Raw genomic sequence first — 22,134 nt, forward strand, 5'->3', positions numbered from 1 at the left:
ATATCTATGCGGCATTGTGATAGACATCTTGAACATCTTCTAATTCGTTCAGTCTATCAATTAATTTCTCAAAATTTTTCTTTTTCTCTTCATCATTAATTACTACTTCATCATTTGCTAACATTGTGGTTTCTGCCACTTTATATTCGCTTACCCCTATTTTGTCAAGGCATTGGCGAACCTGGTTAAATCCAGCAAAAGTAGCATAAACAAAAGTTAAGTCACCTTGCTTAACAACATCATTGACTGGTGCTTCAAATTCCATCATAGCTTCTAAAACAGCTTCTACATCAAAACCTTCAAAAGCAAAAACACTAGCTGATTGGAATAAATGGGAAACTGATCCTGAAACCCCAATTTTACCATCATTTTTTTTGAATACGTCCTTTATTTCTGCAATTGCACGATTGACATTTGAAGTCAGAGAGTCAACAATTATAGCAACATTACCCGGTCCATAACCTTCATAACGATTAGAAATAAATGATTCACTATCAGAACCAGCGGCCTTTTTTAAAGCCCTCTCAATTGTATCTGTTGGGACTTGTTTTGACTTCGCTTTATCAATTGCACTTCGTAAAGCCAAGTTGGCATTAGGGTCAACTCCTCCTTGTTTGGCTGCCATATAAATTTCTTTAGCTGCTCTTCCATAAATCGCAGACTTCATAGCTGCGGTTTTTGCCATATCAGCTTTTCTAACTTCATGTGCTCTTCCCATTAATAAATCCTACTTTCTTTGACTATTAATTTATTATATAATATTTTTTAAAACAGAGAAAAATTATTTGAAACTAAATAAAAAACCCAAACTAATAAACTAATTAGTTTGGGTTTAATTTCTTGAATACTATTTCTTAGGTTTTAAGCTTGGGTCCATTTTATAAATTTGATTCATAATTAGTTCCATTTTAGCATCCATGTCATCTGTTTCTGCATCAACCACAAAGAATGGGAAAGTTGCCTTATGTTTTTGATAAAAATCGTTGTAGCGGTTGTTTAAGGCTTCTCAGTATTCTCTACCCATTAGCCCTTCACTGTCGCGGCCTCTAGTTTTAATTCTTTCCATCGCTTTATCTGTTGAAACCTTTAAATAAACAATAATATCGAACTTAACTCTTTCATCAGGAATTGATAAAGTTTGTAAAACCACATTTTCATAAAAATCATTGTAAGTTTTAAAGTCCACATCATTGACGTTTCCTAAATCATGATTTACTTGCATAAAAATAGGATCTTCTAAAATTGTTCTATCAAATATTATTTTCTTTAATTGTTGTGCTTGTTTAAGTTGTTTACTTCTAGCTGCTAACATGAATATTTGCATTTTAAAAACATTGTTTTTAATATCCTCATAGTAAGCTTCAAAGTAAGGGTTGTTGTCAATTGGTTCGGGAAAAATCTCGTGGCCAATTTTTTTACTAATATATTCTGATACTGTCGATTTACCAGCTCCTACAGTTCCAAAAAGTGCTATTCTCATATATTATCCTCATTTCTTAACTTTTTTTTATTATAACTCAATACTAACTAATTTTAATTCATTACTTATTAATATTTGAATCTCTATCCCCTTTTCTTCTCACGGCTGTGAAAATACCATAGAATTGTTTAACTTCATGCGGTTTTAAAGGACGATAAGTTCCCGGGTTCAAGTTGTCGATTCCCAAAAATTCAATCTTAGTTCTTTTTAATTTGACTAAGTAAATATCGGCTGCTATTAGCATTTTCTTAACATGATGTTTTCTACCCTCAGCAATTGTCATTTCAATCACAGAGACATCTTTATCCTCATCATATTTAATTAATTTTGAGGCAATTGCCTTAGTTTTGTAATCTTCATCTATTGTTACTCCACGAGTTAATTGCTTCACTTGAAATTTAGAAACTTTACCCTTGCAAAGTGCTTGGTAAGTTTTTGTAAATTCATAACGCGGGTGCATTACAAAGTTTGCAAAATCCCCATCATTGGTCATTATAAGCAAACCTGAAACATCATAATCCAGACGACCAACAGGATAAACTCTTTCACTCATATTCTCAAAATAATCAGCCACTGTTGGGCGGTTTTTGGGGTCTTTCATTGTTGTTAATACTAATCTTGGTTTATAGAATAAGTAGTAAACTTTTTCCCCACTAGAAATAACTTCTTTGTTAGAAATGGTAATTTTTGCATCAACTGGAAATTTAGTTCCCAGTTCTTTAACAACAATTCCATTTACTTGAACTTTTCCAGCCAGTATTAGTTCCTCAGCTTTTCGTCTAGAGGCGTAGCCACGATTTGCTATTATCTTTTGTAAACGTTCTTCCATTGTGATTACCCCCTATTAAAGATGTCTGTATCTTGTCCATCCTCACTGGTTGGTAATTCTGGTAATTCTGATAAACTGTTTAAATTAAAAAGTTTTAAAAAATCATTGGTAACAGAATATAACATTGGTCTTCCTGGCAATTCTGATTTACCCATTTCCTTAATCAAGTTACGCACTTTTAATTTATGCATAATTTGGTCACAACCAACTCCACGAATTTGTTCTATTTCTGGCTTAGAAATCGGCCCCTTGTAGGCAATGATCGATAGAGTTTCAATTGAAGCCGAAGACAACTTTGATTCTAATTTGATATTGGCCATTTTAACCATATAGTCGTGATATACTTTCTTAGTTGTCATTCTATGTCTATTTCCTGCAAATTTTTGAATATCTAATCCTGAGGAATTATCGTTTTGATACTTTTCTTTTAATTTCTGAAGCGCTTCTTGGATTGTGGTTTCATCTTCGTTTTCTAAAATCAAGTGAATATAGTCTTCACCAATTCCTTCATCTCCACTAATGAATAATAAACCTTCAATAATTCCCATTATTTTTTGTATGTTCATTTTTTCAGTCCTTTCTTAAGCATCTACATTTAATTCTAAACTATTATTTTGATATTGGATATGAATATCGTCTTCAAATTGGTTTATTGATAAAAATTGGTTTTTGGCTAAATCTAAAATTGCCAAAAAACTTGCCACAAGCATCTGAATCGTGAATTCTTGCTCTATCAAGAAATCCTCTAATAATCAAACGCGATTTTTATCAGACTCTAATATTTTAACAATCTGAGCACTCATAAATTCTGGTGAGATATCTTTTCTGGTGATTGTTTTAACACTTGGTGTTTTTAATTGATTTTTCTCGATTGCCTTTAAAAATATATTAGCAAACTTGTTTAAATCAATATTAATTGGTGCTAACGGCAGTTCATCATCATCTATTTTTAAAACCTTAACAATTGACTTGGGTTTTGAATGAGTCTGCATATATTCAGCTTGTTTTAATTTAAAAAAATCTAATGTTTGCTTAATTTTGTGGTATTCTACTAAACGGCCCAGAAGTTCAGTACGTTGGTTTTCCTCAAAATCATCATCTAAATTAACCTCTTCTTTTGGTATTAAAGTTTTAGATTTTAATTCTAGCAGATAGGCCCCCATTACCAAATATTCACTAGCAATTTCTATATCGAGTTCTACAAATGAGTTGATATATTCGATATACTGATTTGAAAGTTCAATTAGATTTACCTCTAAAATACCAATTTTCTTTTCCTTAATTAAGTGCAAAAGCAAATCCAAAGGACCGGTAAAATTATCTAGTTTAACTTCATTTCAAATTTTCATAATATTCTCCTAATTCTGGTTTTTAATTAACTTTTGTTGATACTCTAAAATATTGTTAATTTCTGCGTCATCTTTGAATGTATCATTAATAAGCAACATACATCTACCAATTATAATAAAAAGTAAAATTATCGATAAATTAATGTTATATTGTGATGATGGGTCGGCAAAATCATGCTCTAGATTATTGCGCAACTTTCTAACGTAATGCCAAGCGTTTGAAAATCTAATTGTATTTAATCCTTTTACTAACGTTTCTTGATCTTGAGCAGTTTTGGTAAAATTGCTGGCATCATTGGCAAAATTAATAAAAAATTTTAATGACAATTCCTTATTATCAAAATTAGTGTTTTTAAAATACTTCAAATTCAGGTGATTAATAATATAGGCAAGTTTATCAAAAATTGAAAATAAATACTTAAACATTTCATTTTGCTCATGAAATTGAACAGAATTTATCTTAAATAGCTTTTTATAATCTCTTAAAGATTCATAGCGATATGACTTTTCCAAGTAATATCTTACCATAGATTTGACCTCTGTAAATATCATAAAATTGAAGAAAACAGTTTTTTGAAACAAGCATCGTTCCAAAATTTCCTTGCAGTAATTTAGATTGTCAAATATTAAGTCTAAATCATTTTCAACGTCAAATTCATTCTTAAAATTAATGTCCAAATCTCGACCACTTTTTTGACTAATTTGAGCCAATTGAAAAACAAGTTCATCATTTGAGAAAACTTCTTGGTCAACAAAATTGGTTATTTTACTAATTGTGCTTTTAAATTCTGCTGACTTCATTGGATACCTAGTCAGGTTGTCATTAACATCCTTTAAGGTCATGAAATCTTTATAGTTTTTATTCATTACAATTGTCCTCTATTTTTATTATAGACTATAGCTAATGAACTTTCACCAATAATGGCGTATTTGGTCAAAAAAAATCTTTCAACTTAATAAAAGATTTTCAATATTTACATATTATAATTTGGCGCTTCTTTAGTTATTTCAACGTCGTGAGGGTGAGACTCTTTTAGACCTGCATTAGTTATTTTAACAAATTTGGCCTTATCTCTCAGTTCAACAATGTTTTTAGAACCAGTGTAGCCCATTCCGCCTCTTAAGCCTCCGATTAACTGAAATAAAACTTCTCCCACAGTCCCTTTGAAAGCAACTCTACCTTCAATTCCTTCAGGCACTAATTTTTTAGCATCTTTTTGGAAATAACGATCACTGCTTCCACGTTTCATAGCGGCAATACTTCCCATTCCCACATAGGTTTTATATTTCTTACCATTAACAATTAATTCTTCTCCTGGTGATTCTTGAGTTCCAGCTAAAACACTTCCAAGCATTACACAATTGGCTCCCGCAGCGATGGCTTTGGTAATATCCCCAGAAAATTTAATTCCTCCATCCCCAATTACAGGAATGTTATTTTTAATACATCAAGAAGCTACATCATTAATAGCACTGATTTGAGGAACCCCAACTCCAGCCACCACTCTAGTAGTACAAATACTTCCAGGTCCAATTCCTACTTTAACACAGTTGGCTCCCGCCGCAACCAAGTCCTGAGCAGCTTCTTTAGTAACAATGTTACCTGCAATAATATCCAAATTTGGGAATTTTTTGCGAATTTGAGCTACAACTTCAATTATGCCTTTACTGTGTCCGTGGGCTGAATCAACAACAATAACATCAACACCAGCATTTTCAAGCGCTTCAACTCTTTGCAAAGTATCACTTCCAGTTGAAACAGCTGCTCCAACACGTAAACGTCCTTGACTATCTTTACAAGCGTTTGGATAGTCGTTGCGGTTGTTAACATCTTTGGTTGTAATTAAACCAACAAGCTTATTTTTTTCATCAACTATTGGTAGTTTTTCAATTCTGTTTTTAATTAAGATTTTTTTTGCCTCGTCCAAAGAGATTTTTGGTTTAGCTGTAATTATGTTATCTTTAGTCATAACTGAGTCAACACTATCTTCAAATGAGTTGGCAGCTGCTATATCTCGATTAGTAATAATACCAATTAAAAAGCCTTGATTATCAACTACTGGAAAACCCGATACTCGATAATAAGCCATTAATTTATCAGCTTCCGCAATAGTTGTAGTTTCGCCGATTGTAATTGGGTCATTTATGAAACCAGACTCATTACGCTTAACTTTCTCAACTTCTCCTGCTTGTTTTTCAATTGATAAATTTTTATGAATAATCCCCATTCCACCTTCGCGAGCCATAGCGATAGCTAATTTAGATTCAGTTACTGTATCCATTGCAGCAGATAGGAACGGAATGTTCAAAGTTATTTTATTTGTTAGTTTAGTCTGAAGGTTAACTTCACTTGGAATTAACTCACTTTTTGCTGGCACTAGCAAAACATCATCAAAAGTTATACCTGTTGCTATAATTTTACCATTTAAATCGTTTGTCATATTATTACTCCCATTCTATTGTTCCTGGTGGTTTTGATGTTATATCATAAACTACTCGGTTAACGTGATCTACATTATTAATAATTAAAGAAACTACATTTTCGATAAAATCTCATGGTAAGTGAGAAATGGTTGCTGTCATAAAGTCTATTGTATTTACTGAGCGAATGCTTGCTAAGTAATCATAAGTTCGATTATCGCCCATTACACCAACAGTTTTTACTGGTAGCAATACTGCAAAAGCTTGATCTACTTGATTGTAAAGACCTGCTTTTCACAATTCATTAATGAAAACATCATCAACTTCTCTTAAGATATCAGCCTTCTCTTTAGTGACTTCTCCAATAATTCTAATACCAAGTCCTGGACCAGGAAAAGGATGGCGATTTATCATAACTTCAGGAATACCTAAAGCTAAACCAACTTTTCTAACCTCGTCTTTAAATAAGTCGCGAATTGGTTCAAGTAATTTTAATCCCATTTCTTCGGGTAAACCCCCAACGTTGTGATGAGATTTAATGGTTTTAGAAGCGTGATCTGGAGAACTTGATTCAATAACATCAGGATAAATAGTTCCTTGAGCTAATCACTTAGCTTGTTTCATTTTTTTGGCTTCTGAGTTAAATACCTCGACAAATTCTCTTCCAATTATTTTTCTCTTCTCTTCTGGATCGGTTACACCTTTTAGGGCCTGATAAAATTGCTTAGAAGCATCAACCATTTTTATTTTCATATTAAAGTTATCTTGATAAGTTTTTAAAACTTTTTTAGCTTCATCTTTTCTTAATAATCCAGTATCCACAAAAATACAAGTTAATTGACTTCCGATTGCTTTTGAAATTAGTGCTGCAGCCACACTAGAATCAACTCCCCCAGATAATCCCAGGATTACTTCATCTTGTTTAACCTTATCCTTTATTAAATCAACTGTCTGATTAATAAAAGAACTCACTTCTCAGTTTGCCTCTGCCTTACAAATATCAAAAACAAAGTTTTTAATCATGGTTCCCCCATATTCTGAATGGGTTACCTCAGCGTGAAATTGAATTCCATAAATTTCTTTACTTTTATGCATAATGGCCGCTACACTTGAATCTGAGTGTGCTAATTGAATAAACTCAGGAGGCATTTTAGTCAAGTGATCGGCGTGACTCATTCAAACAAGTTTTTTGTCAGGAACTCCCTTAAATAACTTATTACTTTGATTGTCTAAGAACAACTTTGCCTTACCAAACTCTTGATTATCTGCAAGTTCAACTTTTCCCCCGAATAAGTTAGTTATTAATTGCATTCCGTAGCAAACCCCTAAAATTGGTAAATTCAAATCAAAAAAAGCTGGATCAATTTTATAAGATTTTTCTTCATAAACACTTGAAGGGCCTCCTGATAAAATTATCCCTTTAAGATTTGGATAATCGGTCATTTTGGCTGCCAAAATTCTGTGGTCCAAAACCTCTGCTAAAACTTGATTCTCCCTAATTCTTCGGGCAAGCAATTGGGTATACTGACTACCAAAGTCTAGGATTATTATTTGTGTTTGTATCATAACTTCTCCTTTTAAACCATTAATATTCTTAAAATTATATTATATTAGACAAGCATAAACAACCTTTAATGATTAAATTTTAACTTTTGTAATTTAATATTTATTATATGTGTGCTAATATGAATGTGGAGGGATAAGATGTTTAAATTTAAAAATCATTATAACGATATTCTGGTAAATAACTTCATTAGTTTTAATAACGATCCGGATTTAAATCAAGGACTGATTAAAAAAACGGTTCACGAAAGCGAAAATTGGTTGGAGGTCGATTCAAGTAAAACAAACTTAAAGATCAACTTCTTATATTCAAAACCCTTGTTAACAGCAGAAGACAAAAATAAGAGTAAATCTATTATTGAAAAGTACACCAAGCTTGGGCAAAACATTATCTGGGTGATGCTTTCTGAAAGTAAGGATAAATTATCAAAAGACCAATTTCAAGAATTAAAACTGGATTATGAAGTTACTTATGAAGCTATGATTATGAAACTAAGCGAGGCTGTGATACGCGAGTTTCAAGTACCAGCTGGATATGAATTGAAAAAATTAGAACCAAAATACTTAAACCAATTTATAGACCAAATTGATGATGGGTTTGGTAAAGGTGTTATTGATACAACAAAATATGCCACTATACTGAAAATGAACAATGAGCAAAATATTTGCGAACCAATCTTCCTTTACCACGACAGCAAAATTGTTGCTACAGGAAATATTTATTTTGGATCACAAGCTTGTGTAATAGATGATATTACAGTAAATAGTAATTATCGAGGGAAGGGTCTAGCTTCTATTATACTTTATGAACTTTTATCAAAAGCTAGAACTTTTGGTTGTGAAAACCTCTTGCTGGTAGCTACAAAAGATGGTCTTCCAATCTATAAAAAAATGGGATTTCAAAAAACCGGATTAAATATAGAAATATATGAAACAAGAAATTAGTTTTAATAACTAATTTTTTTTAGTCTCTTTACTTCTAATTATGGTAAAATTTTGGAAATGGGTGGTTAAATGTATACTAGAACGCAAACAAGAAAAGTAATGGTCGGTCCTTATCAAATTGGTGGGGATAATAATGTGATTATTCAATCAATGACAACTACTAAAACTCACGACCTTAAAGCAACACTAGAACAAATAAAACAACTCCAAGAAGAAGGTTGTCAAATTGTGAGAGTTGCTGTATTGGGAATTAATGATGCTCAGGCTCTAAAAGAGTTAGTTGAAAAATCACCAGTTCCGATAGTGGCAGATATTCACTTCAATCACAAGTTCGCTTTAATGGCAGCTGATGCTGGGGTAGCTAAAATAAGAATTAATCCAGGAAATATTGGTTTGAAGGAAAACACAATTGCTGTGGTTAGAAAGTGTCAAGAAAAAAAGATTCCTATTCGTATAGGAATTAATTCAGGAAGTCTTCCAAAAAAAATAGTAGAAAAGTTAGGTTGGACTCCTGCTGCGATGGTGGAAGCCCTTGGAGAACATATCAAGATTCTAGAGGAGTTAAATTTTTATGATATTATTTATTCTCTAAAAGCGACTGACCCATTAATGGCAATAGAAGCTTACAATCTTGCAGCACAAAGATGAAATTACCCTTCTCACTTAGGAATTACTGAGGCTGGAAGTTTGTTAAACGGAGCTATTAAGTCAAGTTTTGGTTTAGGACATTTACTAATGCAAGGATTGGGAAACACAATTAGAATTAGTTTAAGCGAAGATCCCATTGAGGAAATTAAAGTTTGTAAACGTTTGCTAAATGCTTTGGGATTATATGATAATATTGTTGAGGTTATCGCTTGTCCAACATGTGGAAGAATTGAATATTCAATGAATCCAGTTGTTAGTGAAATTGAAAAATTTGTGGAACCACTCCACTTCCCCTTCAAAGTGGCCATTCTTGGTTGTGTTGTTAATGGTCCAGGGGAAGCTAGTCACGCAGATGTTGGTATTGCTGGAGGTAATAAAGGGGGCATCATTTTTAAAAAAGGTAAGATATTTAAAACTGTACCCCAAGAAATGCTTGTACCTGAATTAAAGGAAATTATCACTCAGGCCTATAATGAATATAAAAAAATCAAGTAACTAGTTACTTGATTTTATTTTTTCTAGAATTAGACTAAATGAGTAATTTTGAAATCTCAAAATTTTATTTTTTTCTAATACTCATTGTGTTAGAAAATCTTGAATATCATTTTGATTAAAACAAGATTTCAGTTGGTCATTATTTTTTATATTTAATAATAAGTCTTTGTTTATTTTTATCTGACCGTTTATTCAAATTAAGAGTTCTTCTATTTTTTTAGTACTAATATTTGCAATGTTTTTATTTTCCAAAGCTTCAATTAACATATCCTTAAAATCAGAATTTGTGTTAAGATTTTTATTGATTTCAAAAAACATAGTTTCTTGAATGGCGTTTAGAATAATAGAGATTTGTTCTTCGGGTAAATCAAGTTCTTTTAATACAAACAAGTCCGCTTGATTAACAATATCGCGTTTATTTATTCAGGCGCTTGTACAAATAAAACTTATCAAATCCAAATCACTAATATCGGGCTTAATATTTTGTAAATTCAAGTAATTTATAAAGTCCACAGCCACCTTATGATTTATTGATGAAATTTTGTTTTCTTGGCAAAATTTTGAGAATTCAGTTTTAAGAGATTGGTTTTTTATCTTTAACATTTACTTTAGCTCCATAGTGAAAACATCATTTCAAATTTGGTTTGGTTCTAGGCTTAAAATATTGTCCTTATTTGAAATGAAATTATCTTTTCTATCGTTAAAGTCTGCTGAACCAAACCAAGGTTCGATGCAAATATAATCACTCTTATTATCCTCAGATCATAGAAGGCAAACTGGATATTTCTGTAAATTTATTTTGAAACTTTTCTCGTCATCTTGGTATTCCACAAAATCACTTTGTAATTGATCACTTCAATAAAATTGAGAGCCTTTAAAGTTGATGTCTTTAATTTGAACTTTAGTGAAGTCAAATTTATTTTCAGGATTTCTTTTTAAATAAAGCATATCTTCATTATCGGTGTAAAAGATTTCTTTTTTTGAAAAAGTTAAGCATCCCTCTTGTTTAATTAAGAATGCTGGGTGATATCCAAAGCTAAAAAACATAGTTTCTTTTGATAAGTTTTTAACTATAAAATTAGTTTTTAAACTTGATTCTTCAATTTTAACTTGGAAATCAATTTCAAATTCAAATGGATATTGTTCAATAAACTTTTTACCACTTTTTGTTGAAAAAGTCACTTGCCCTTCAGACTCATTTTTTATTTCCCAATTACTTAAGTCTCTGAAAAAACCATGTCGAGGTAAAGTAAATACCTTATCTTTATGAGTAAAATTATTATTTTTTAAAGTACCACAAATCGGAAATAGTATGGGTCAGTTCTTCTGTCAACTATTTGAGTGTTGATAGGTAAATTCTTTCGAACCCTTTTTAATACTTCTTATTTCCATATTATTTTTATCAATAGTAACTTTTATATCTTTATTTTCTAATTTATACATTCGTTTTCTCCTTTTCAACTATTCGAGTCTCTGCTCTCTGTAGCGTTTGACTATGATTTAATTTTATCATATCCAAGTTAGCCTGCCTAACATCAACATAATTACTTAGAACCTTATCGATCGTGAAGTAAAATATTAAAATTAAAACCATCGTTAGACTTGCTAAAATACTCATCCCTATATTTCAAGCAACAAAATAATGATCTTGGATTTGTTTTAAATCAGGATTGTCCACTAAACTTTGGATGTCTGAATCATAGTTAAATATTCACACCTTATTTTTTTGCAATGATCGTATAACCCCTTCACAAATAAAAGTTGCTAGAATTCCAGAAGAAGCCACAATTCCAGTTACTGGAAAATTCTGAATACGATAATTTCACATAACCGCTAGAGCAAATAGTCCATAAAATATTTGAGCCACTGCCATTGTGATTAGAAATTGAAAAAGAATAATCATAATAGGATTTTTTAAAAATCCTATTATTGATAATCAAATTGCTAGACATAATAAGTTGGTGATGAAATGATATTTATATCCCATTTGTGGGAGAACCATTTTATAGATTAAGTATCCAAAAAATATTTGGGGTAAATAGTAAAGTGACTGATTCAATCGTAGATAAATTTCTATGGTAGAAATTTTGCTATGGTTGACCAGAATTATTTTTAAATATTCCTCAAAAAACAACCCTCCTGAAATTTCTGAGATGAACACAATAACAAAAGTTGCTAAAGATAAATAAATTACATAAATATATTTAAATGAGTCTAACTCACTACGAAATTGAAAACTAAATGTTCCCACATAGTTGGAGTTTTCTTTGTAGACAAATGAAAGTCCAAAAGCTAAAACTGAAGCTATAATAACTAGGCAAAGCAATGTTTGAACTTGGTAACTAACTTGATAAATGCTAACAAGTGCAAAAGTATAATTAGCAATAAAGTTACCAAACAACATCATCGAGGCAACTGTTATAGTTGAACCGATGGGATTTAAACGATAAAAAGTCTGTTCACAAACTATTAAATAGTGCAAAGTGTTGGCCGATAGAGAAAAACCAATTAAAATTAAACTAAAGTACAAAGTTATAAAATTTGGTTCTTTTAAAATAGCAAAATTCAATAGAGCTAAGATAGCGCCCATAAATAAGGTTGCATTTGATATCCAATATCAAAGTCTTCTGCTCTTTAATTTTCCTGTAACTAATGTAGCGATCGGTTTAAAAATTATGGCTACAAAATTTATACCAAAGAAAACTATTAATGTAAAGAACAGATTACTATTTTCAAAAACTAGATGCAGCGAGGTCTCTCACGTAACCACCTTGATAATTAAAGCAGCTGCAAACCAAAATAAAAATATTTCTAAGTAAATCAGTTTTCTTTTTAAATCAGTTTTTTCGTTTTTGAGCATAAAAAAAATTGAAACTAATGCAACTACTATTAAAATCGGGTTTAAAAAAATTAAATCTCAATAGTTTTGCATTACTTTTCAATCCTTTTCTAAATTACATTTCGTTTACAACATTAATACCAATTAATTTAAAGGCGTTTGATAAAACTTGATAAACTGATTTAACCAATGCTGTGCGTTGACTCGATAATGGCTTATTTTCAGTATCAACTATTTTTGATTCTGAGTAGTATGAATGAAATTGTCTTACTAAAGTTTGAACATAGTCACAAATAATGTGAGGCGCTCTTTCTTTGGCGGCATACTCAACAGTTTTGGTAAATTTGTCTAATGTTAACATAATTTGTATTTCTTTCTCACTTGTTAGTAAGCCGAAATCATCTTTAGCTTGTGGAATTTTATTTTCCTCTGCCTGCTTAAGAACTTTAAAACTTCTAGCTGTTGCATATTTAGCATAGTAAACAGGGTTAGAACTATTTTTCTTAGCAACAATATCTAAGTCAAAATCCATATGACTTGAAGCAGTTTTTGATGAAAGCATATATCTTAAAGAATCTTTACCAACTAATTCTAATAAATCAATTAGTCAAACCGCGGTACCGCGACGTTTAGACATTTTGTATTCTTTTCCATCTTTAACAAGACGAACCATTTGAATCATATCAATATCAAGGCAATCACTTGGTGCTCCCAATAATGAAAGTCCCGCTTGCATTCTCACAATATAACCGTGGTGGTCTCCACCTCAGAAGTTAACCAATTTATCCGCTTTACTTCTTAACAAACGTTCTTGGTGAGTTGCTAGATCTGGGGTTATGTAGGTGTAGTCTCCTGAAGATTTAGTTAGTACTCGATCCTTGTCATCATTAAACTGAGTTGTTTTTAATCATAGGGCCCCATCTTTTTCATAGGTTGCTCCCATTTTTTTGTAACTTTCCAACATTTTTTCAATTTGTTTTTCATCATACATTGCTTTTTCAGAAGTATAATGTTCAATTTCTACTCCAAAATCATTTAATTGCTTTTTAATTATGTCCAAGAAGAATTTAGTTGACTTAGTTTTAAATAGTTCCATAACTTCATCATCATTAATTTTTTTATCCTCATAGCTAATGTTTTTAAACTTATCTCCATATTCAGCCACAAACTGCTTTGCAACAAATTCGTACGCCTCTCCTGAATATGAATCTTCGGGTAATTGAGCATTAACTCCAAGTTCTTTTAAATAGTGAACAAAGACAGTAATCGCTAAAATATTAATTTGATTTCCTGCATCATTTGTATAATATTCAGTTTGTACATTAAATCCTGCAAAACTCAAAATTTTGGCCACCGAATCACCGATAGCACCATTTCTAGCATGACCCACATGTAAATATCCAGTTGGATTTGCTGATACTAATTCTAAATTATATGTAAAGTTCTTTTTAGGACCTGACCCAAATTTTTCCTTTGATTTTAAAACCTCTTCAACAACTTTGGCAATTTGTTCTTGCTTTAGATTGATATTAATAAAACCAGGACCAGCCACACTAACTGATTCAAATTTTTTAGAGGCCAATAACTTGTCAGCTACTTGGGCTGCAATATCTTGGGGCTTCTTTCTTAATTGCTTAGCTGCTGCTAAGGCTACGTTAGTTGAAAAATGTCCGTTTGTTTCATTTCTGGGGTTTTCAATTACTGGACTGACATCCAATTTTAACTCTTTTAACACTTTTTTTAACTCGTCTTGAACGATTAACATATTTTTACTCATTTTATATTACCTCTTCTCTTTTTCTATTAATTAATGACTTGCTTCTTTTCAGAAGTTGCTTTTATTGGTTTTGAATTAACATCTAAATTATAAAATCTGGTTTCAAAGTCTTGAAACTTTTTATATAACTTAGCGAATTTAATTTTATCGTCCTCGATTTGCTTTTTAAGTTCTTTAATCGACCTATTACTTTTTGTTAACTGATAATGGTAGTGGGCAATTTTCTTGTATTGTCTAACTAAATTATAAACGATATATGTAAAGAAGTAAAACAAAAATAGACCTCAAACTATCGGTAGGCCGAACAAGATAACTTTTTTGGTAACTTCTGATTTGGCAAACAATTCTAAAAATAATAATATAGCACTAAATGAAATCGCTAATGAAAATAATACCAAAAGTCATATTGTCATTATTTTAAACGAACGAAAAACCTTAGATTTTTTTAATATATCACTCCCCGATTCAGAAGGTTGATTAAATAACGATTTAGTCTCTTGTGAAAAATTGATGCGATATTTTTTAGGATTTTTAGAGCTGCTTGACCCATTTAAACCATCGGTGTTGTGATCAAAGTTATCAAAACTATTAATAAATACTTCAGTTTCTGCTGTTTTACTTTGTAAATCCAAGGCAAGCCGATTTTTGTCCTCCATAATTGTTGGTTTTTCATTTTTAGCTAAGATATCAATATTGCGAATCCTCATAGTTGTTGGTGCAAAATCATCTTCTTCTTCAACTGGATTCAATTCCGCATCATTGGTAATTGAAATCGGCTCCACAAAAGTTGTTTTAAAAGCTGTGTGGTTATTTGTCACTCCAGTATAAGTAGTTTTAGAATTTCCATTGCGTAGAGTATTTTCTTGTAATCGCTTTGGGATAAACTCGGATGTGGTGGTATCTAAAGCTGATTTTAGTTCTGCTATACTATCGTTAACCGATGTTGGGGTTTGATCTAAATTGGAATTAACTGAATTTTGGGAAATATTGTTAATTGTGAGAGATTTTGAACTGCGAGATTTGTCAATGTTTATATGAGATAACTGGTTTTTATTGATTAAAAGTGTTTTTTGATTAATCAAATTCTTGATTTCAAAAAAAGTATCACTGTTTTGTTGGTCTAACAAAATCTCTTTTTTATTTAGTATGACATAATTTTCATTGTGATAAGACACAACCATTCCGATTTTAAAGTCCATAATTTCCATCCCTTTAACTTTAAGTATATATTAAGTATTGACATTTTTTCAAGTTTATTAATCAAAAAAACGGAAAATTAAAAAAACCAAATTAAATTTGGTTTTTTTAAATAGTCATTATGTCTTTTTCTTTATCTTTGGTAACAGTTTCTAATTTAGCAATAGTTTCATCTGTTAGTTTTTGAATCTTGGTTTCTAAATCTTTAACTAAATCTTCTGGAATTTCCTTAGATTTTTTGGCTTTATCCATTGAGTCACGACGTTCGTTTCTAACTCTAATTTTGAAAGTTTCTAGCTCTGCTTTAAGTTTTTTTACCAAGTCTTTTCTAATTTCCTCAGTTAAAGCTGGAATATTAATTCTAATCAAATCAGCTTCTGAAATTGGGTTTAAACCTAAATTAGCCTTATTGATTCCTGCCACAATCGCAGCTATTTGAGAACGATCATATGGTTTAATAACCAATTGTTGAGGTTCGGGTGCTGAAATTTGTGCTGTTTGAGCAATTGGAGTCATTGATCCATAAGCATCAACCATAACTGAGTTTAACATTGACGAGTTAGCTCTTCCAGTACGTATTTTTTTTATATATTCGTTATAAGCCTCTACTGTCTTATTCATATTGTTTTTTGTATTTTCTAAAATTGTGTTGTGCATTTTTTTCTCCTTATTCGATGATTGTTGATTCTATCTCACCATGAGCAACTTTTATAATATTATCTTTACCATTCATATCGAAAACCTCGATTTTTAATTTGGCATCTGCTGAAAGTGTCGCTGATGTTAAATCCATTACTCGAAGTTTTTTATCAGCAACTTCTTGATGAGTTAATTTGTTCAAGAAAACAGCTTTTGGGTTAGTTTTTGGATCCGAATCATAAACTCCTTTAACTCCATTTTTAGCCATTAATAGCGCATCTGCTTTAACTTCGATTGCTCGAATGCTTGCTCCTGTATCTGTTGTGAAATAACTAAATCCAGTTCCCCCGGTAAAGATTAAAATATAACCTTCGCTTAGTTTATCACGAGCTTCGCGATAATTGTATGGTGTGGTAACTGTTTTAATTTCTAATGAAGAATAGACTCTAACTTTTTCGTATCCAAGACTTTTTATAGTTGCCTCTAAAGCCAGTCCGTTCATAATAGTTGCCATCATTCCCATGTAGTCACCATTGATTCTATCCATACCTAAATTGCTAGATAAATTACCTCTTCAAATATTTCCCCCACCAACAACAACAGCTATTTGTAGCCCTTCTTTTACCAAAGAAATTATTTGTTTAGCGACATCTTGTACTTTTTCTTGATCATAGATATCCTTACCCTTTAAGGCCTCGCCGCTAATTTTTAATAAAATTCTCTTATACTTTAAACTCATTATTCTACCTCTTTTTATTATTATATCAAAAAGAATTTACTATTTGTATGTAATACTTTTATATTTGTCCTTAAATAAGCTTAAATTTGAACAAATTAAAGGAACCACTATCAAGAATACAACATAATCAACTATGGTATTTATTGAATTAAAAACTAAAGAATAAGTTCATGCATTGAAACCAGGTCATGGAAATGTTGACCAAAACATTACCCCAGCAATTACTCTTGAGAAGTAAATTCACAAGATTGGGGCACTAATGAATAATATGAAGTCAAGTTTTCGAAATGAGTTAGAATCATTTCTGCTTGGCTTTATTAGTGCTGCAAATGTGATTCCAATTGGAGGCACTCAATAATCAAAGATGAACTGAGGAACGTTTATAATGAAAGTTCCTGGGAAAAACCATTCAAAGCCACCACAAATGACTGAGCAGACTAAAACCTTTGTCCAATCACATATAAAAGCTAGAAAAAACAGCGGGATGAACTTAATTGTAATGGTGATAAAAAATGGCAATTGGGGAACTAATGAAGAGACAAAGCCTAAGGCAAAATAAAGAGCAAAACACAAAGCAATAAAAACATAGTCAAAAATAATTCACTTTTCTGGCTTAAAACTGAAAAACGGTATTGTTTTTTTATCCTTCATTAAAACCATTGTGAATGTATAGAAATCGATGGTAAAGATACCAAAGAAAAGGAGTTGACCCTTAAATGAGTGTTGGTAGGTAAATAATAAAAGCAACTTCAAACTCTGGTTAAGTAAAACAAAAACATTTATTAAAAAAGCTGTAATAATAATCAGACTAATTCTTCCCGAAAAATTATTATTTTCAATTTTTAAAGATTCTTGAATTTTGAGAACTAAAAAAACTGTGGCAACGATTGCTAATACTTCCACAATCAAACTAATAATAGCACTAATTACAAAATTGGTTAATGAAAAATACTTTATTTTATAAAAAGCGTCAAAGTTCTTTTTTATCGGTAATTTTTTATTTCCTAGCACACTCATAATTCAACCTCAAGACAATAATATTTTACCAAAGAAAAATAAAAAAACCTTTTAAAGGGTTTTTTTAAATATTAATTAGAATCTTTTTCATCTTCTGGTTTAGTTGTTTTTGGTTTGGTTGTTTTTGGTTTAGTTGTTTTTGGTTTAGTTGTTTTTGCCTCTGCTTGAGGTTCAACTTCATCTGAACTTTTAAAATTATTCAACTTGTTTTCGGTTGCCAACATCGCAGTATTTGCTGCATCTAGTTCTGATAAAACAATTGAAAGACTTTCTACTCTAATTTTTTGACCTGTCATTTCTGCGTTTTCTAAAACAAATTGTCCAATAACTGTTGATTTTCTAAATTTATAAGTTTTAAAGTTTGATCTTCCTTGACGGTAAACAATTGAAACAATTCCCAATTTGCTATCATCAACTACAGTTACAACTTTTGCATATGGTAAATTTTCACCAACAAGTTCAAAAGTGTTTTCTGAGAATCCAGCTCCAAATAAATGAGCACAAATTATTAATAATGCAAACATTACAATAATCATACCCAATGCTGGGAAAATGATACCAAATAAGATAGTGTTATTTGCTAAATCTGGTTTATCAACAAAAACTGTTGAAGCGTTGAAAAATAATATCATCGCTGTTAAACCTAGAGCTATGGCAATCACACCAACTATTCCAACAGTAATAATTAATGTTTTGTTAAGATAATTTTTACTTGCTTTTTTATTTTTGAACTTCAATAAGTATGTTCCAAAAATTGAAAACAATATAACCGTAATTATTACGACAATAAACGACATAATTAATGGTGAATTATTATCTAACCTACCATCTACAAAACTAGCCAATAAATTCATATAACTAACCTTTTAATTGAGCCGCAACTTCTGCTGCAAAGTCTGTTACAACTTTCTCAATTCCCTCTCCAACTTCGAAACGAATCATTTTTACTAATTTTGATTTTTTAGATTCAATAAATTTACCAACTTTGAATTTATCATCAACAACATAATCTTGTTCTAATAAACTAACTTCAGCTAAACGTTTGTTCAATTTTCCTTGAATCATTTTTTCTTTAACTTCAGCAGGTTTATTTCCAAAATCACTTGTCTCCTCAATTACTTTTAATTCTTGTTTTTTAAAGTCTTCAGGAACTTCGTTTGAAGACATATATTTTGGCGACATTGCAGCTACGTGCATACAAACATTATATGCATCTTCTTTTGCAATAGTTCCTTCAAAACTTAATAAAACTGAGATTCTTTTATTTGCATGGTTGTAAATTGAAACTACATTTTTAGATTTGCTAATTGCTTCAAAACGACGGAATTCGATTTTTTCACCGATTGTTGATGTTAATTCAATCATTTCCTCTTTTACTGTACGATTATTAACTTTAACAGATAAAGCTTCTTCAGTATTTTTAGCATTAGAAGCTAAAAGAACTTCTCCCACCGCATTAATAGCATTTAAAAATTTTTCATTTTGAGCAACGAAGTCTGTCTCTGAATTAACTTCAAAGATGATTGCTTGCTTGTCATTTTCTTTAGCAACTGTAATTCCTTCAGCAGCAACACGATCAGATTTTTTAGCAGCTTTGGCTAATCCATTTTCACGTAATCACATAATAGCATCATCTATTACTCCGTTAGTTGCTTCTAAAGCTTTTTTACAATCCATCATTCCTGCGCTTGTAATTTCGCGTAATTCTTTAATTAGTTGTGGTGTTACTTTACTCATTTTAACTTCCCTCTCTATTCTTCTGTTTTTTCAGGTTTTGATTCCACTGATTTTTCTTCGCTTTTTGGCGCTTCTGAGTTTTCAGGTTTTCTGTCAAATTTAGGTCTTGGTTTGAATTCACCATTATTTTGGTTACGGTCGTTACCAAAACGTCCGCGACGTTCTCCTTCAACAAATTCTTTTTTAGGTGCTACAAATTTCAAAGTAGTTGGTTGCATTTTTACTTTAGCAGCATCAGCCCATACTTCAACAATGTGGTTTACAATTACGTTAATTGCTTCAGGTAAATCATCATTACCTGGGATAATGTAATCAACCATATCTGGATCCACATTTGTGTCACAAATTGCTATAACTGGAATTCTTAGTTTTCTAGCTTCTTTAACTGCGATTTCATCAGTTTTAGGGTCAACCACAAACATTGCGGCTGGCAATTTATGCATTTGTTTAATCCCTCCAAGAGTTTTTTCAAGTTTTTCTTTTTCTTTTTTAATTAAAACTTGCTCTTTTTTCGGTCTTAATGCTAATCTACCTGTTTTTTCTTCATTTTCAATATCTCATAGAGCTTTAATTCTAAGTGAGATAGTTTTCATGTTTGTTAGAGTTCCCCCTAATCATCTTTGGTTAACAAAGAAGTTTCCACTTCTAACAGCAGCATCCTTAACTGCAGCTTTACCAGAACGTTTAGTTCCTACGAAAATAATTTTTTCACCTTTGGCTCCGATGTTTGTAACCAATTTTCTAACATCCTCTAATCTTCATAGAGTTTGTTGTAAATCGATAATATGGTTTTTATTTTTGGCTCCATAAATGAATGGTTTCATTTTAGGATTTCATCTTTTTGTTTGATGACCGTATTGAGCTCCAGCTTCTCAAAGCTGTTCTCTTGTAATTTCTTTTGACATTTTAAAATGTTCCTTTCGTTAAACTTCCATTTGGTTCGAAATCTGACCACTAATATTATTTAGCACTCGACCAGAAAATTCCCAGATGTGATTAAATACCCTTAGATACAAATCCTTTTAATTATAGCCGATTTTACACATATAAATCAACAAAATATTAAAAAACACCTCAAAATGAGATGTTCGATTTTTATATTTTTGCCAGTTTAACAAGAGATTTTGTGTAAATCTCTAGCATTTTTTCTAATTCTTGAATTTTTATCGATTCATTGTAAGCGTGCATTGATGAATTTTCTAAATCAAATTCAGCTCCAAAAGCAACTACATTTGGCATCGATTTGGCAAAAGTTCCCCCACCAATGGCAGCGGGCGGAGTTTTCAAATCTCCTGTAACTTCTTGATAAACACTCATGATTTTTTTAACTAAGTCGGATTCTTTACTCATATAAACCCTAGGTTCAATCGCCACTGTTTTGTAATCCAGACCGTTAGTTTTTAAGTAGGTTTTTAAAACTTGAACTATGTCCTTTTCAACTTCCTTATGAACAGGAATTCTAAAATTAATAGTCATTCTTTGGGAATCCTTTTTAAAATCAAAAATTCCCAAATTAGCAGTTAATTTTCCTGACTCATCGCTTAGATCGCCAAATATTTGCTTTAATTCAAAATTTTGATGAAATTGAAGAGCTATAAGTTTAGTTCAATTATCTTTAATCCCTGCTTCAAACATGGCCTTAAACAATCAAGTACCGGCATTTATCCCTCTTTCAGGGAGACTTCCGTGAGCTGAAATTCCCTCAACTATTAAAAGTTCATTACTTATTTTATTGTTTATTTTATTTTCTTTTAAGTACTTGCTAATGATTTCTTTTTTAGGGCCTTGATAAGTGACAACGTCGTTGACAACATTGTAAGCATCTCCACCCTTAATTTCATAATCCAATTGTTCGCTACCTAAAACATCACAATCTAAAATTCATTTTTCTGCATAAACAAGTGGGAATTGACCATCTGGGGTATAACCGATGTCAGCCAACTGTTCGTGTTTTACATAGCTTTGCATGCACTCCCAAGTTGTTTCTTCTGCCAAACCAAACACCAAACGGATTTTGTAGTCTGGAATAAATTTGTTATCCATTAAATACTTAACTGCAAAGATATTCATTATTGTTGGACCTTTATCATCAAGGGCTCCACGACCAAATAAAACTCCATTTTCAACTTTAGGGTCAAAAGGGTCAAATTTTCATTGCTCTAAGTTGCCTGGTGGAACAACATCTAAGTGACAAAGAATTGCTAAAAGTTTTTCTCCATCACCATAATCTGCATAGCCATATTTATAGTCTTCGCCAACTTTGGTTTTAAATCCTAACTGGTTACAAGAACTTATGATGAAATCTAAAACCTTACTTACTCCAATACCAAATGGTTTTTTTGGTTGAGAATCTTGCAAGTATGACGGGATTTTAATACATTCTTTTAGCATTTCTAAAGCTTTTGGGAAATAGTTATCTTTTAAATTTTTATTATCAACTTTAAGCATTTTTTACCTCT

Annotated in this window: 22 protein-coding genes; 2 read left to right on the forward strand and 20 right to left on the reverse strand. The window is 31.3% G+C overall.

Annotated elements, in window-relative coordinates:
- Positions 1-4: 4 nt before the first annotated feature.
- From AACK87_RS03695 to guaA, 8 genes are all read right to left on the reverse strand, one after another.
- Positions 5-718, reverse strand: coding sequence for a YebC/PmpR family DNA-binding transcriptional regulator (locus AACK87_RS03695; protein WP_338971728.1), 714 nt, complete (start codon positions 716-718; stop codon positions 5-7).
- A gap of 129 nt (positions 719-847) precedes the next feature.
- Entirely contained in the window at positions 848-1,480 is a 633-nt protein-coding gene (locus AACK87_RS03700) for a deoxynucleoside kinase (protein WP_338971730.1), read from the reverse strand.
- Between the two features lie 61 nt (positions 1,481-1,541).
- The gene (locus AACK87_RS03705; RefSeq protein ID WP_338971732.1) at positions 1,542-2,309 is read right to left on the reverse strand and encodes a pseudouridine synthase; all 768 of its coding nucleotides are present in this window, start codon (positions 2,307-2,309) and stop codon (positions 1,542-1,544) included.
- A gap of 5 nt (positions 2,310-2,314) precedes the next feature.
- The gene (gene scpB, locus AACK87_RS03710) at positions 2,315-2,875 is read right to left on the reverse strand and encodes an SMC-Scp complex subunit ScpB (protein WP_338971734.1); all 561 of its coding nucleotides are present in this window, start codon (positions 2,873-2,875) and stop codon (positions 2,315-2,317) included.
- A 15-nt stretch (positions 2,876-2,890) separates the two neighbouring features.
- Positions 2,891-3,658: a segregation and condensation protein A gene (locus AACK87_RS03715; RefSeq protein WP_338971736.1), complete on the reverse strand. Its 768-nt coding sequence runs from the start codon at positions 3,656-3,658 to the stop codon at positions 2,891-2,893.
- 9 nt (positions 3,659-3,667) lie between these two features.
- Positions 3,668-4,525, reverse strand: a complete 858-nt coding sequence (locus AACK87_RS03720) for a hypothetical protein (protein WP_338971738.1) — start codon at positions 4,523-4,525, stop codon at positions 3,668-3,670.
- Between the two features lie 107 nt (positions 4,526-4,632).
- Positions 4,633-6,099, reverse strand: coding sequence for an IMP dehydrogenase (gene guaB / locus AACK87_RS03725; protein ID WP_338971740.1), 1,467 nt, complete (start codon positions 6,097-6,099; stop codon positions 4,633-4,635).
- Positions 6,100-6,103: 4 nt separating this feature from the next.
- On the reverse strand, positions 6,104-7,645 hold the full coding sequence (gene guaA, locus AACK87_RS03730; protein WP_338971742.1) for a glutamine-hydrolyzing GMP synthase: 1,542 nt from the start codon (positions 7,643-7,645) through the stop codon (positions 6,104-6,106).
- Positions 7,646-7,783: 138 nt separating this feature from the next.
- On the opposite strand from guaA, the gene AACK87_RS03735 reads away from it, so the two are divergent.
- Positions 7,784-8,587, forward strand: a complete 804-nt coding sequence (locus AACK87_RS03735) for a GNAT family N-acetyltransferase (protein ID WP_338971744.1) — start codon at positions 7,784-7,786, stop codon at positions 8,585-8,587.
- Positions 8,588-8,656: 69 nt separating this feature from the next.
- A complete protein-coding gene (gene ispG, locus AACK87_RS03740; RefSeq protein ID WP_338971746.1) occupies positions 8,657-9,730 on the forward strand; it encodes a flavodoxin-dependent (E)-4-hydroxy-3-methylbut-2-enyl-diphosphate synthase in 1,074 nt (357 codons plus the stop codon).
- Here ispG and AACK87_RS03745 read toward each other — a convergent pair whose 3' ends face one another.
- The 12 genes from AACK87_RS03745 to AACK87_RS03800 all read right to left on the reverse strand — a co-directional run bounded on the left by AACK87_RS03745 (position 9,731) and on the right by AACK87_RS03800 (position 22,123).
- Positions 9,731-10,333: a hypothetical protein gene (locus AACK87_RS03745; protein WP_338971748.1), complete on the reverse strand. Its 603-nt coding sequence runs from the start codon at positions 10,331-10,333 to the stop codon at positions 9,731-9,733.
- Entirely contained in the window at positions 10,334-11,173 is an 840-nt protein-coding gene (locus AACK87_RS03750) for a hypothetical protein (RefSeq protein WP_338971751.1), read from the reverse strand.
- Positions 11,166-12,662, reverse strand: a complete 1,497-nt coding sequence (locus AACK87_RS03755) for an MFS cation transporter (protein WP_338971753.1) — start codon at positions 12,660-12,662, stop codon at positions 11,166-11,168. The genes AACK87_RS03750 and AACK87_RS03755 overlap by 8 nt, the downstream gene beginning before the upstream one ends.
- A 22-nt stretch (positions 12,663-12,684) precedes the next feature.
- The gene (gene argS, locus AACK87_RS03760; protein ID WP_338971755.1) at positions 12,685-14,346 is read right to left on the reverse strand and encodes an arginine--tRNA ligase; all 1,662 of its coding nucleotides are present in this window, start codon (positions 14,344-14,346) and stop codon (positions 12,685-12,687) included.
- Between the two features lie 26 nt (positions 14,347-14,372).
- The gene (locus tag AACK87_RS03765) at positions 14,373-15,545 is read right to left on the reverse strand and encodes a hypothetical protein (protein ID WP_338971757.1); all 1,173 of its coding nucleotides are present in this window, start codon (positions 15,543-15,545) and stop codon (positions 14,373-14,375) included.
- Positions 15,546-15,651: 106 nt separating this feature from the next.
- Positions 15,652-16,200, reverse strand: a complete 549-nt coding sequence (gene frr / locus AACK87_RS03770) for a ribosome recycling factor (protein WP_338971759.1) — start codon at positions 16,198-16,200, stop codon at positions 15,652-15,654.
- A 10-nt stretch (positions 16,201-16,210) separates the two neighbouring features.
- Positions 16,211-16,921 (reverse strand): UMP kinase, encoded by a 711-nt coding sequence (gene pyrH / locus AACK87_RS03775; protein ID WP_338971761.1) that lies wholly within the window; start codon positions 16,919-16,921, stop codon positions 16,211-16,213.
- 39 nt (positions 16,922-16,960) lie between these two features.
- A complete protein-coding gene (locus tag AACK87_RS03780; protein WP_338971763.1) occupies positions 16,961-17,938 on the reverse strand; it encodes an energy-coupled thiamine transporter ThiT in 978 nt (325 codons plus the stop codon).
- Between the two features lie 71 nt (positions 17,939-18,009).
- The gene (locus AACK87_RS03785) at positions 18,010-18,792 is read right to left on the reverse strand and encodes a hypothetical protein (RefSeq protein ID WP_338971765.1); all 783 of its coding nucleotides are present in this window, start codon (positions 18,790-18,792) and stop codon (positions 18,010-18,012) included.
- 4 nt (positions 18,793-18,796) lie between these two features.
- Positions 18,797-19,675 (reverse strand): translation elongation factor Ts, encoded by an 879-nt coding sequence (tsf, locus tag AACK87_RS03790; protein ID WP_338971767.1) that lies wholly within the window; start codon positions 19,673-19,675, stop codon positions 18,797-18,799.
- A 14-nt stretch (positions 19,676-19,689) separates the two neighbouring features.
- Positions 19,690-20,580 carry a 30S ribosomal protein S2 gene (gene rpsB, locus AACK87_RS03795; protein ID WP_338971768.1) on the reverse strand — a complete coding sequence of 297 codons (891 nt, stop codon included), beginning with the start codon at positions 20,578-20,580 and terminating at the stop codon, positions 19,690-19,692.
- 190 nt (positions 20,581-20,770) lie between these two features.
- Complete coding sequence (locus tag AACK87_RS03800) at positions 20,771-22,123, reverse strand: Sapep family Mn(2+)-dependent dipeptidase (RefSeq protein ID WP_338971769.1); 1,353 nt, start codon at positions 22,121-22,123, stop codon at positions 20,771-20,773.
- Positions 22,124-22,134 lie beyond the last annotated feature (11 nt).

Source organism: Spiroplasma endosymbiont of Panorpa germanica, assembly GCF_964019765.1.
Lineage (GTDB): Bacteria > Bacillota_I > Bacilli_A > Mycoplasmatales > Mycoplasmataceae > Spiroplasma_B.